Annotated in this window: 7 protein-coding genes and 3 pseudogenes; all 10 read left to right on the top strand. The window is 63.4% G+C overall.

Going from position 1 to position 12,970, the window contains the following annotated elements:
* Positions 1–3 precede the first annotated feature (3 nt).
* The 10 genes and pseudogenes from gcvP to LDP01_RS13380 all read left to right on the top strand — a co-directional run bounded on the left by gcvP (position 4) and on the right by LDP01_RS13380 (position 12,969).
* Positions 4–2,884: pseudogene (gcvP, locus tag LDP01_RS13335) on the top strand (aminomethyl-transferring glycine dehydrogenase).
* Between the two features lie 12 nt (positions 2,885–2,896).
* Positions 2,897–4,033 (top strand): glycine cleavage system aminomethyltransferase GcvT, encoded by a 1,137-nt coding sequence (gene gcvT, locus LDP01_RS13340; protein WP_224092998.1) that lies wholly within the window; start codon positions 2,897–2,899, stop codon positions 4,031–4,033.
* A gap of 20 nt (positions 4,034–4,053) precedes the next feature.
* The gene (gcvH, locus tag LDP01_RS13345) at positions 4,054–4,437 is read left to right on the top strand and encodes a glycine cleavage system protein GcvH (RefSeq protein ID WP_224093000.1); all 384 of its coding nucleotides are present in this window, start codon (positions 4,054–4,056) and stop codon (positions 4,435–4,437) included.
* Positions 4,434–5,754 (top strand): annotated as a pseudogene (glyA, locus tag LDP01_RS13350) (serine hydroxymethyltransferase). The gene gcvH and the pseudogene glyA overlap by 4 nt, the downstream one beginning before the upstream one ends.
* A 456-nt stretch (positions 5,755–6,210) precedes the next feature.
* Positions 6,211–7,629, top strand: a complete 1,419-nt coding sequence (locus LDP01_RS13355) for an L-serine ammonia-lyase (RefSeq protein ID WP_224093002.1) — start codon at positions 6,211–6,213, stop codon at positions 7,627–7,629.
* Between the two features lie 57 nt (positions 7,630–7,686).
* Positions 7,687–8,694 carry a lipoyl synthase gene (gene lipA, locus LDP01_RS13360; RefSeq protein ID WP_224093011.1) on the top strand — a complete coding sequence of 336 codons (1,008 nt, stop codon included), beginning with the start codon at positions 7,687–7,689 and terminating at the stop codon, positions 8,692–8,694.
* Between the two features lie 21 nt (positions 8,695–8,715).
* Entirely contained in the window at positions 8,716–9,501 is a 786-nt protein-coding gene (locus LDP01_RS13365) for a methylenetetrahydrofolate reductase (RefSeq protein ID WP_224093013.1), read from the top strand.
* A gap of 279 nt (positions 9,502–9,780) precedes the next feature.
* Positions 9,781–11,065, top strand: a pseudogene (locus LDP01_RS13370) (serine/threonine-protein kinase).
* 495 nt (positions 11,066–11,560) lie between these two features.
* Positions 11,561–12,013 carry a hypothetical protein gene (locus LDP01_RS13375; protein ID WP_224093015.1) on the top strand — a complete coding sequence of 151 codons (453 nt, stop codon included), beginning with the start codon at positions 11,561–11,563 and terminating at the stop codon, positions 12,011–12,013.
* Between the two features lie 164 nt (positions 12,014–12,177).
* On the top strand, positions 12,178–12,969 hold the full coding sequence (locus LDP01_RS13380; protein ID WP_224093017.1) for a COG1470 family protein: 792 nt from the start codon (positions 12,178–12,180) through the stop codon (positions 12,967–12,969).
* The last annotated feature ends 1 nt before the right edge of the window (position 12,970 follow it).

Consider the following 12,970-nt stretch of genomic DNA (forward strand, 5'->3'; position numbering starts at 1 on the left):
ATCATGGAGTTCCTCTTGACTGTTCAATCAACCCCCACCGCTTTCGCGGACCGGCACATCGGCGCCCGCCGTCAGGCCGACGTTGACACCATGCTCAAGGCAATCGGCTACGACTCCGTAGACGGCCTGGTAGATGTTGCGGTCCCCGATTCCATCCGGCAAGCCACGCCGCTGACGCTCCAGGCCGCCCTTAGCGAGACCCAGGTCCTCGCCGAGCTCCGCAAGCTTGCGTCCAAGAACAAGACCGCCATCCAGCTGATCGGCCAGGGCTACTACGACACCGTTACGCCGCCGGTTATCCGACGCAACATCCTGGAAGCTCCGGCCTGGTACACGGCGTACACGCCTTACCAGCCCGAGATTTCGCAGGGCCGTCTTGAAGCTCTCCTGAACTTCCAGACCATGGTCCAGGACCTCACCGGACTTCCCGTGGCCAACGCTTCGCTGCTGGATGAAGCCACCGCTGTGGCCGAGGCTTCGCTGCTGATGCGTCGTGCCAACAAGTCCAAGACCGCGAAGGACGGCAAGACTGTCCTGGACGCCGACCTCCTCCCGCAGACCATCGCCATCGTGAAGGGGCCGCGCCGAGGCGCTCGGCTTCGAGGTGGAGATTGCCGACCTCTCCGCAGGGCTTCCCGACGGCGATATCAACGGCATCGTCCTGCAGCAGCCCGGTGTTTCGGGCCGCGTTTTCGACCACTCCGGCGTCATCGCTGACGCCAAGGAGCGCGGGGCGCTGGTCACTGTCGCTGCCGACCTTTTGGCGCTCACCCTCATCACGCCCCCGGGCGAGCAGGGCGCCGATATCGCCGTCGGAACTGCGCAGCGCTTTGGTGTTCCGCTGTTCTTCGGCGGCCCCCACGCTGCGTACATGGCAGTCCGCGAAGGCATGGAGCGCACGCTCCCGGGCCGCATCGTCGGCGTCTCCAAGGACAACGCCGGAGTCCCGGCTTACCGTCTGGCCCTTCAGACCCGCGAGCAGCACATCCGCCGCGAAAAGGCGACGTCCAACATCTGCACCGCGCAGGCACTACTCGCGATCGTGGCTTCGATGTACGCGGTCTACCACGGTCCGGAAGGCCTGAAGGCGATCGCCGAAACCGTGCACGGCCACGCCCGCACGCTGGCCACTGCCCTCAAGACCGCCGGCCGTGAACTCGTGTCTGAATCCTTCTTCGACACCCTCACTGTCCGCGTACCCGGCAAGGCTGACAAAGTCATCGCGGCCGCCGAAGCCCGCGGTATCAACCTGCGTCGCATCGATGCTGACACGGTTGGCGTTTCCCTCGATGAAACCACGACGCCGGAGGTCCTCTCTGCGGTAGCCGTCGCCTTTGGTGCCGGTCCGGTGAAGGACGCTTCCGGGTTTGAGCTGCCCTCAGACGTGGTCCGAACCAGTGATTTCCTGCAGCACCCGGTGTTCAACACGCACCGTTCCGAGACCCAGCTGCTGCGCTACATCCGCAAGCTTTCGGACCGCGACCTCGCCTTGGACCGCACCATGATCCCGTTGGGTTCCTGCACCATGAAGCTGAACGCTACCGCCGAGATGGAAGCAATCTCCTGGCCGGAGTTCGCCTCCATCCACCCGTTCGCTCCGGATCACCAGACCGCTGGCTGGCGCGAGCTCATTGAAGGGCTGGAAGCGGACCTCACTGAGATCACCGGCTACGATCAGGTCTCCATCCAGCCGAACGCCGGTTCCCAGGGTGAGCTCGCGGGCCTCCTTGCGATCCGCGGCTACCACCTTTCCCGTGGCGACGAGCAGCGCAACGTGTGCCTTATTCCTGCCTCGGCGCACGGCACCAACGCGGCCTCGGCTGTGCTCGCTGGCATGAAGGTAGTAGTGGTGGCCACCGCCCCTGATGGCACCATCGACCACGAAGACCTGGCCGCCAAGATCGAGGCCAACAAGGACGTCCTGTCCTGCATCATGATCACCTACCCGTCTACGCACGGTGTTTACGACGCTGACGTCCGGGAGGTCTGCGACTCGATCCATGCTGCCGGAGGCCAGGTGTACGTTGACGGCGCAAACCTCAACGCACTCGTTGGGCTCGCCCAGCCGGGCAAGTTCGGCGGCGATGTATCCCACCTGAACCTGCACAAGACTTTCTGCATCCCGCACGGCGGCGGCGGACCCGGTGTTGGCCCGGTCGCTGCAAAGGCACACCTGGCACCATTCATGCCTGGCGACGCTGCTTCCTGGACCGAAGGCAACGACGTTCCGATTTCGGCATCCCGTTTCGGTTCGGCCGGTGTGCTCCCGATTTCCTGGGCTTACGTGAAGCTCATGGGTGGCCAAGGGCTCACCGAAGCCACCAAGTCCGCGCTGCTCGCTGCGAACTACATTGCCTCCCGCTTGGATGAGCACTTCCCGGTTCTTTACACCGGCGAAGGCGGTCTTGTTGCCCACGAGTGCATCCTGGATCTCCGCGAACTGACTGCCCGCACCGGCGTCACGGCAGAGGACGTGGCCAAGCGCCTCATCGACTTCGGTTTCCACGCACCCACGCTGGCGTTCCCGGTTGCCGGCACTTTGATGGTGGAGCCGACCGAGTCCGAGGACCTCGTGGAGATCGACCGCTTCATCGAGGCCATGATCACCATCCGTGCCGAAATCGAGCAGGTCGCCACCGGCGATTTCACTGTTGAGAACTCACCGCTGCGCAAGGCACCCCACACAGCTGCCGCCGTCGTAAGTTCTGACTGGGACCGCGCATACTCGCGTGAGCAGGCCGCGTTCCCCGTCCACCACCTGAAGCAGGACAAGTACTTCCCGCCGGTCGGACGCATTGACGGCGCTGCTGGCGACCGCAACCTGGTGTGCTCCTGCCCGCCCCTCGAAGCGTTCGAGGACAACACCGCAGACTTCGAGAACTAAAGGACTGGCTCAATGACTGAGAACTACACCGCTCTCTACGAGCAGCACAAAAAAGCCGGGGCCTCGTTCACGGACTTCGGCGGCTGGCAGATGCCGCTCAAGTACGAGTCCGAACTCGCCGAACACCACGCAGTCCGTAACGCAGCTGGCCTCTTCGACCTCTCGCACATGGGCGAAGTCTGGGTCAGTGGTCCGGACGCGGCGGCCTTCCTGGACTTCGCGCTCGTGGGCAAGTTGTCCGCGATCGCCGTGGGCAAGGCCAAGTACTCGCTGATCTGCAACGCCGACGGCGGCATCATCGACGACCTCATCACCTACCGCCGCCCTTCTCCCGAAGAAGGCGTGGATCAGTACCTCGTGGTCCCCAACGCAGGCAACGCCAAGGTAGTTGCGGCAGCATTGCTGGAGCGGGCGGCCGGCTTCGACGTCGTGGTTGAGGACGCCTCGGCTGAGACGTCGCTGATCGCAGTCCAGGGTCCGAACGCGGAAGCCATTCTGCTGACCTTGGTTCCGGCAGAGCAGCACGCCCTCGTGACCGAGCTGAAGTACTACGCGGCTGTTGAGGTTGAGATCAACGGGCAGGACTTGTTGCTTGCCCGCACCGGTTACACCGGCGAAGACGGCTTCGAGATCTACATCCCGAACGTTGACGCAGCCGGCCTTTGGGAAGCACTCCTCGAGGTCGGCGAAGGCCACGGCCTCATCCCCGCGGGCCTTGCAGCACGCGACTCCCTTCGCCTCGAAGCCGGCATGCCGCTCTACGGCAACGAGCTCTCCCGCTACGTCAACGCCTACGCCGCAGGACTTGGCCCGGTGGTTTCCCTGGCCAAGGAAAGCGACTTCATCGGCAAGGAAGCCCTGACTGCGATCAAGGCAGCCGGCGTCGGATCGACCATCGGACAGAAACTGGTCGGCCTGAAGGGAACCGGCCGACGTGCAGCCCGCGCCCACTATTCGGTCCTCAAGGACGGCTCGCTCATCGGCGAAGTCACCTCCGGCCAGCCGAGCCCGACGCTCGGTTACCCGATCGCCCTGGCGTATGTCGACGTCGAGCACTCCACACCGGACACGGTAGTCGAGGTGGACCTCCGCGGAAAAGCTGAGCAGTTCGAGATCGTTCAGCTGCCGTTCTACAAGCGCCAAAAATAGCCACGAGAGAAGGAACTGGAATGAGCAAAGTAGTTGCCGAGCTGAAGTACTCGGCTGAGCATGAATGGGTTGCTTCGGATGGAGCCGGGCCTGTGGGGATTGGGATCTCTGCGGTTGCTGCGGATGCCTTGGGCGACATTGTGTACGTTGACCTCCCTGAGGTCGGTTCTACTGTGACTGCAGGCGAGACCTGCGGCGAGGTCGAGTCCACCAAGTCGGTCTCGGACCTGTACTCGCCGGTGACAGGTGAGGTGACCGAGATCAATGACGCCGTTGTCAGCGATCCGGCCCTGATCAACACCGACCCTTACGGCGCTGGTTGGCTGTTCAAGGTGGCGGCCGCTGAAGAGGGCCCCCTGATGTCGGCTGAGGAATACGCTGCAGCGAACGGTGGCGAACTGTGAACCCGGCAGTCGTGACGGAATTCGAGCAGGTTGTTTCGGCGTCGTTGGACGCGAAGCTGTCCGAGCTGGACCCGGAGATCGCCGCGAAGATCGACGACGAACTGGGCCGCCAGCGCGACGGCCTGGAAATGATCGCCTCAGAGAACCACACAGCCGTTGCCGTGATGCAGGCCCAAGGCTCCGTGCTGACCAACAAGTACGCCGAAGGCTACCCGGGCAAGCGGTACTACGGTGGTTGCGAGCACGTCGACGTGATCGAGCAGCTCGCGATCGACCGCATCAAGTCCCTCTTCGGTGCGGAGTTCGCGAACGTCCAGCCACACTCCGGTGCGCAGGCGAACGCCTCAGTGATGCACGCGCTGATCAAGCCGGGCGACACCATTATGGGCCTCAACCTTGCCCACGGCGGCCACCTCACGCACGGCATGAGGATCAACTTCTCCGGCAAGCTCTACAACGTGGTCCCCTACGGCGTCCGCGAGGACACCCACACGGTGGACATGGCCGAAGTCGAACGCCTGGCGCAGGAGCACAAGCCGGCACTGATCGTTGCCGGCTGGTCCGCTTACGCGCGGCAGCTGGATTTCGCTGAGTTCCGTCGGATTGCCGACTCCGTGGGTGCCTACCTCATGGTGGACATGGCGCACTTCGCCGGCCCTGGTTGCCGCTGGCCTGCACCCGTCGCCGGTGCCGCACGCCCACGTCACGACGTCGACGACGCACAAGACCCTCGCCGGTCCGCGCGGCGGCATCATCCTCTCCAACGACGCCGACATCGCCAAGAAGATCAACTCGGCCGTGTTCCCGGGCCAGCAGGGTGGGCCGCTGGAGCACGTGATCGCGGGTAAGGCAGTTGCTTTCAAGATCGCAGCCTCGGCGGAGTTCCGGGAACGTCAGGAACGCGTCCTGGCCGGCGCCCGGATCCTGGCCGAACGCCTGGTCCAGCCCGACGTTGCCGAAAAGGGTATCTCCGTTGTCTCCGGCGGGACCGACGTGCACCTGGTCCTCGTCGACCTGCGCAACTGCGAACTCGACGGCCAGCAAGCCGAAGACCGCCTCGCCGCGATCGACATCACCGTCAACCGCAACGCCGTCCCGTTCGACCCACGCCCGCCCATGGTCACCTCCGGCCTGCGCATCGGCACCCCGGCCCTCGCCACGCGCGGATTCGGGGAAGCGGCCTTCCGCGAAGTTGCGGACATCATCGCCGAAGTGTTGATTGCCGACGCCGATGCGGACCTTTCCGGGTTGCGGCACCGGGTTGAGGTTCTTGCGAAAGCGCATCCGCTGTACCCGGGAGTTGCAAACCTCGCCTGAGCCTTGCGGGTTGGGTCGTCGACGCTGGCCGGTGTGTGGGCCCGTCGGGGCCGACATCCTCCGCGGGCTCGGTCGCATAGGCACCCGCTGAGCGGATGCGATGCTCCCTTGGACGCCCGCTTCCGGATGCCGGCCCCGAAGGGGCCGCCGGGGCGGGTCGCCTTCTTGGGACGGGCAGCTTCCGAGGGTGGGCCGCGAGGATGCTTTGGTCTTCCGTTTCGTGGGGTTGCTGCGGGGTGTGCCGTGCGCACGGCATGTTTGGCAGGGAGTCCACGAATCGGCGGGACTCGATTTGATCTCCCGGGTGTGGCATTTGCTGGGAACGAATGCCGCACACAAAACCGGGTTTGGAGGTTCGCACTGGGACCTCCAGGGGGCCGGGCCGCCTTGGCTCGGGATTTGGCCCGGCCCCCACATTTTTGTTGTGTTTGACTCCTCCCTGAAAGGGATCCAGCCATGGCTGTTGGTGTTTTCGATCTGTTCTCTGTGGGTATTGGCCCGTCGAGTTCTCATACTGTGGGGCCGATGCGTGCTGCTGCGGTGTTCGCTGGCGAGTTGCGCGAGTCCGGGGTGCTGGATTCGGTTGCGGGGTTGCGGGTTGATTTGTATGGGTCGTTGGCTGCGACTGGCCGTGGTCACGGGACGATGACTGCGACGCTGTTGGGTTTGGAGGGTTACCACCCGGAGTTGATCCTGCCTGATGAGGTGGAGGAGCGGTTGGCTGCGATCGCTGAGACGGGTGTGCTGAATCTTGCTGGTGCTGGCGTTGCTGGTGCGGGGGTGCAGTTGCGGTATGCGGTGGAGGATATGGTGTTGCATCCGTTGACGGTGTTGCCGCGGCATACGAACGGGATGAAGTTTGCTGTGGTTGATGCTGAGGGCGCTACGTTGCGGGAGGCGACGTTTTTCTCGGTTGGTGGCGGGTTCATTGTCCGGGAGGGTGAGGAGGACGCGGCGCGGGCGGAGTTGGAGGAGACGAAGGCGGAGTTGCCGTTGCCGTTCCGGACGGCTGCTGAGTTGCTGGGCCGGTGCTCCTCGAAGGGGCTGGGGATCAGCGACATCATGTTCATCAATGAGCGTGCCAGCAGGTCTGAGGAGGAGATCCGGGAGGGGTTGTTGCATATCTGGCATGTGATGGAGGCGTGTATTGAGACGTCCTTGAAGCGTGAGGGTGTGTTGCCCGGGGGGTTGAGGGTCCGTCGTCGTGCTCCTGACTGGCTGGAGCGGTTGTTGAAGGAGGACAAGGACCGCAACGATCCGAAGTATTGGCAGGAGTGGGTGAACCTGATCGCGTTGGCGGTCAATGAGGAGAACGCTTCCGGCGGGCGGGTGGTTACGGCGCCGACGAACGGTGCGGCGGGGATTATCCCGGCGGTGTTGTATTACGCGTTGCATTATGCGCCGGGCATGGACAAGGCCACCCAGGCCGATAAGGACGATGTGGTGGTGAAGTTCCTGCTGGCCGCGGGGGCGGTGGGGGTGTTGTACAAGGAGCAGGCGTCCATTTCGGGGGCTGAGGTGGGCTGTCAGGGCGAGGTCGGCTCGGCGTCGTCGATGGCTGCTGCGGGGTTGGCCGAGGTGATGGGTGGTACGCCGGGGCAGGTGGAGAACGCGGCGGAGATCGCGATGGAACACAACCTGGGGTTGACGTGTGATCCGATCGGGGGGTTGGTGCAGATTCCCTGTATTGAGCGGAACGCGATCGCGGCGGCGAAGGCGATCAACGCGGCGAAGATGGCGTTGTGGGGGGATGGGACGCACCGGGTGTCCCTGGATGAGGTGATCGTGACCATGCGCGAGACCGGCAAGGACATGTCCTCCAAGTACAAGGAAACCGCGATGGGCGGCCTGGCCGTCAACGTCGTCGAATGCTGACACGTACCTGCGTTGTGGCAACGGACAAAACGAGACAACCAACAAGGAAGTAAACCCATGACCCTGGCACCTGAAGGCCGTAAGTTGCTGCGCGTTGAGCAGCGCAATTCGGCTGTCCCGGTTGAACGCAAGCCTGAGTGGATCAAGGCCAAGGTTCAGATGGGGCCCGAGTTCGTCGGTCTGAAGAACCTGGTGAAGAAGGAAGGCCTGCACACCGTGTGTGAGGAGGCCGGCTGCCCGAACATTTTCGAGTGTTGGGAAGACAAGGAAGCGACGTTCCTGATCGGCGGGTCCGAATGCACCCGCCGCTGTGATTTCTGCCAGATCGACACCGGCAAACCCTCCCCGGTGGATATGTTCGAACCCACCAAGGTGGCCCGGTCCGTGCAGGCCATGCAGCTGCGCTACGCCACTGTCACCGGGGTGGCCCGTGACGACCTCGCCGATGAAGGTGTCTGGCTGTACGCCGAAACGGTCCGCAAGATCCACGAACTGAACCCCGGCACCGGGGTGGAGCTGCTCATCCCGGACTTCTCCGGCAAACCCGAACACATCGCCGCGATCTGCGATTCCAAGCCCGAGGTGTTCGCGCACAACGTCGAAACCGTGCCCCGGATCTTCAAGCGGATCCGCCCGGCGTTCCGGTACGAACGCTCCCTGGATGTCATCACCCAGGGCCGGGACCTTGGCATGGTGACCAAGTCCAACCTGATCCTGGGCATGGGCGAAACCCGCGAGGAAATCTCCGAAGCGCTCCGGGACTTGCACGCCGCCGGGTGTGACCTGATCACGATCACCCAGTACCTGCGCCCGTCCGAACGTCACCTGCCCGTGGACCGCTGGGTCAAACCGCAGGAGTTCGTGGACCTCCAGCACGAGGCCGAGGAAATCGGCTTCCTCGGTGTCATGTCCGGGCCCCTGGTCCGCTCCTCCTACCGGGCCGGGCGTTTGTGGGCCACCGCGATGCGCAAGAAAGGCTGGGAAATCCCCGCCGCCCTGGCCCACATCGAGTCCTCCGGCACCACCCGCCAGGAAGCCTCCACCATCCTCGCCGCCCACGCCTAAGCCACAGCAAAAGGACACCTCATGCTTCCCGTTCGTGTTGAGATCATCCCGTCCGAGGGAATCGTGGACGTCGTCAGCAAGGCCCTGCCTACGTCCACCGCAATCAGCATTACCTGCCTGCCGAAGCATGGTGTCGGTGCCACACTCCGTGCTGCAGTCCAGCTGAGGGAGCTCGGCTATACCGTGGTTCCCCATCTAGCTGCCAAGGCTCTTGAAACCCGCGCGGAGTTGTCAGCCATACTGGGTGACTGTTCGGCGTCGGGCATCACGGAAGTCTTCGCCATCGGGGGCGACGGGCAGCCATCGGGTTCGTATTCCACTGGCGGGGAATTGCTGCGCGACATCGCCCAGATCACGTCCGGCGAAATGGCCGTTGGAGTGGCCGGCTACCCGGAAGGGCATCCGGACATCACCAGCCTGCACTTGGTTGATGCCTTGCTGGAGAAGCAGGAGTTCGCCACGAAAATAGTCACGCAGATGTGTTTCTCGGCGGACAGGATCCAGGACTACGTGGCTATGCTCCGCCGTGAGGGCGTACTCCTTCCAGTTTGGGCAGGTGTGGCAGGGGCCGTGCCCAAGGTAAAGCTGGTCTCGCTTGCCACCAAGATCGGAGTGGGGTCCTCCTTGAAATTCCTCAGCCGCAAAGGCCCGCTGGCACGGAGGCTTCTGATCGGGGAACGGTACACGCCGGACGCGCTCATTGACGAGCTCTCTGTCCGACCAGGGATAGAGGGAATCCAGCTCTACAGCTTCAATTCCTTGGACGCACTTCCAACGCCCCAACCCGCCGTCGAAGGGGTTCGATAACCGCAGCTTTAGGCGCGAATTCCCCCGATTTTTCCCCGAAAAGTAGTAGCAGACTCCATGGTTGGCAAGGTGGGCCGGAGGCTGTACGTTTGCCGTAAGAAGGTTACTTAGCAACTGCATAGCAGCGCAGGATCAATGGGGGTAAATCGGCGCAGCGCGCTTGGACGCAAGAGGTGTAGGGCCGTGAGGGCAGGCGGAGAAGCTTTCGTTGATCCAGCAGGCGGCGGGGACATTCTCAACGGCCGCTACCGGATTCTGGAGCTACTCGGGCACGGGGCGATGTCCACTGTCTGCAAGGCCCGGGATGAGGTCCTGCAGCGTGAAGTTGCCCTGAAAATCTTTTCCCCTGGCTCAGGCGACGAGGGTTTCGAGGAGCGCCAGCAGGCAGAGATGCGGTTGCTGGCAGGATTCGATCACCCCGGTCTGGTGCATATTTACGACGCCGGTGTGGACGCCGGAACTTCCGGCCCGCCGCAGGCTTTCCTGGTCATGGAACTGGTTTCCGGAAATAATCTGCGTTCGGTGCTTGCTGCGGGCCCCGCTCAGCCTCGGGGAAACAACGCACATCGGCCACGCCCTTGCAGGTGCCCTCGTGCAAGTTCACGGGAGCGGAGTGATTCACCGCGACATAAAACCTGCCAACATCCTGGTTTCGGAAACTCCAGGCCCGGATCGCATAGTGAAACTTGCCGATTTTGGCGTGGCAAGAATATTGGAAGGTAGCCGCCTGACTGCCACCGGAATGACGGTGGGAACCGCCCAGTACCTCAGCCCGGAGCAGGCCCTCGGCCGTCCCTTGACTCCTGCCAGCGATATCTACTCCCTCGGCCTGGTGCTCTTGGAATGCCTTACTGGCAGGACCGAATATCCGGGGACGCCCATTGAGTCGGCTGCAGCGCGTCTTCACCGTGCCCCCGTCATCCCTGAGCAGATCCATCACCCCATAGCTGAACTGCTGAAGTCCATGACGGACCTCGAACCAGACAATAGGCCGACTGCCGCGGAGATCGAAGAATTCCTGGCTCGCCCTTGGCAAGAGGCGTATGCACACCCGGCAGCTACGGCGCTTTTGCCGCCTCTGCCTGCCCGGGCGCCCGCCATCGGGGCAACAACCGAAGTATCCCCCAAGCTTCACAGGAGTAGGGGAGGCGGCAGGCTCGGAGCCCTGTTGATGGTCCTTCTCGCGGCGGCGATAGCAGTCCCCCTCGCGGTGGTTTTATCTGGTCAGGAACCCTTGCCGGCAGACGTTACCTCGCCTTCGCCGGTAATGCAGGAATCCGGCCTTCCTTCCCCGGTTGGAACGCCCGCGCCAGTGGTAACAATTACCACCCCTGGGCCAGTGGAAACAGTTCTCATTCCTGGGCCGGTGCAAACCGTTCAGCTGCCGCCGTCCGACTCTGGCAGCGGGCAAGGAGACGTTCCATCGCCAGCGACCAGTCAGGAAAGCGTGCCAACTGAGGTTGCGCAGGAAACCGAATCACCGGCGGACGGGGTCCAAGGCGGCGGCCAATCCGACCAAAGAGGCCAGGGAAACGAAAGAAGCAAGGGCAGGGGCCCCAACTAGAACGACCCGCAATGAATGCAGTCAGCCCGAACATCTTCGAACGCCAGCGCAGTTTTTGCTCAAGATGGGCACAATGTTCGCTCAGTGACAGCTGAATTTCGGGAATGCCCCGCTTGCAGCGACTCCCGGGGGCAGGTACCGGGCCGTCCAAAAACTGAGTACTCCTGATCCAACCGCTGCCGGGATGCTCAGAATCGCCGCAGCCCAGCGTTGGTGTAGCAAAGCGGGCTATCAGATGGGCGCACAAGCCTATGCCGCGCTGGGATGACGCAAAGTGGGACCAAGTAGTCCCCGATACGAAAACTGAGTACTCGCCTGCCGGTTCAGCGTATTCCTGACCCCTTGGTCGGGCGGAAAAGAGGCGTACACCCAAGAGTAGCCACAGTGTCACTGCTGGCTGAACTATTGGGGACATCGCTTCATCCGCCGGAAACGGTCGGGTGCTGGGGGTTGCGATGCGGCTCCCCGGAAAAAGATCAACCAAGGAGTCATACCATGCGCAAGCTTTCCAAGAAGAGTCGGATCACCGCCACCGTCGCAGGCGTGGCATTGGTAGCCGTAGGTGGCGGAGCTGCCTACGCCTACTGGACCACCACGGGTTCAGGCACCGGCTCGGCCGCCAACTCAGACGGTGGCGGAACTGTCACACTGCACGCCACCTTCAATGCCGGCCTGGCGCCGGGCAACCAAACCAACGTGGCCTACACCGCGGACAACGCGACGACGTCCAGCACGGTAGTCGGAGCCCTGACGGCAAATGTCACCACCAGCGTCCCCGAATGCCTCCCGGCATGGTTCGAAGTCACCGCCGTGACCACCAACGCGACCGTCGCCGCCGGGGCCACGGGAATTTCCGTTGGCAGCGGTGTCTTGAAGTTCAACGACAGCACTGCCAACCAGGACGCCTGCAAGTCCGCGACCGTCACGGTCAACGTCTCCAGCCAGTAGCGCGTGAATGCCGGGGACCACCTTGCGAGTGGTGGTCTCCGGCTTCCGCATTCCTCCCGACTGAACGCTTCCGTCCGAAAAGAGCTGCCATGGACCACCGGCCAGAGCGCCCCGCGCCTATCCCTCGAGCTGCCGTACCACTCCGGACGCTGATACTTGCGCTCGTGGTGGCCCTTGTTCCGGTGGCGGTTGTCGCTGCAAGCAGTGGGCAGAGCGCAACGCAAGGCAGCCCGGTCAAGGTAGCCAAGGGGATTACGGTGGCGTTGTCGCCCTCGAACCGCAGCTTGGATCAGGGGCAGTCCACCACCTTCACAGTGTCAGCCACCTCCACGGGCGGTTTCACCGGACCAGTAGCGTTCACCGTTACGGGTCTTCCGGCTGGAGCGACAGCCGCATGGTCGCCGTCGTCGGTGGTTCTGGGATCCGGCAGCACAGCGCAGGTGGCTTTGACCGTCGCCACGTCCCCCACAACACCGGTCGGCAAGTCCGACTTCACTGTGAAGGGAGCCAGCGGCACGGGCCAAAACGCGGTCCAGTCGAACGCGGCGCCCGGGCAGTTGCAGGTCCAGGAAGTCAAACGGACCTTCGGTGTCACCGGCTCATTGAGTGGGCTCCTGGCGCCAGGGGTGTCCCGAGCAGTGGAGCTGCAGATTTCCAACCCCGGGAACAAGAGCATCGCCATCACGAACCTGACGGTTTCGATTGCGCAAGTGGTGCGCACGCCGGCAGCGGTGGCGGCCAACCTCCCCTGCAGCAGTGCCGACTACCAGGTCACCCAATACTCCGGGAGCTACCCGTTGGCAGCTCCTCCCGGGCCCAGCTCGCTGACCTCGCTGGGCGTGAATGACAGCAGCAAATGGCCCCAAGTGAGGATGCTGGACACCTTGCAGCTCCAGGACGGTTGCAAGGGTGCGACCCTCCAACTCACGTACTCCGGGACGGGACAGGCGAACTGAC

It is taken from the genome of Arthrobacter sp. StoSoilB13 (genome assembly GCF_019977255.1).
Lineage (GTDB): Bacteria > Actinomycetota > Actinomycetes > Actinomycetales > Micrococcaceae > Arthrobacter.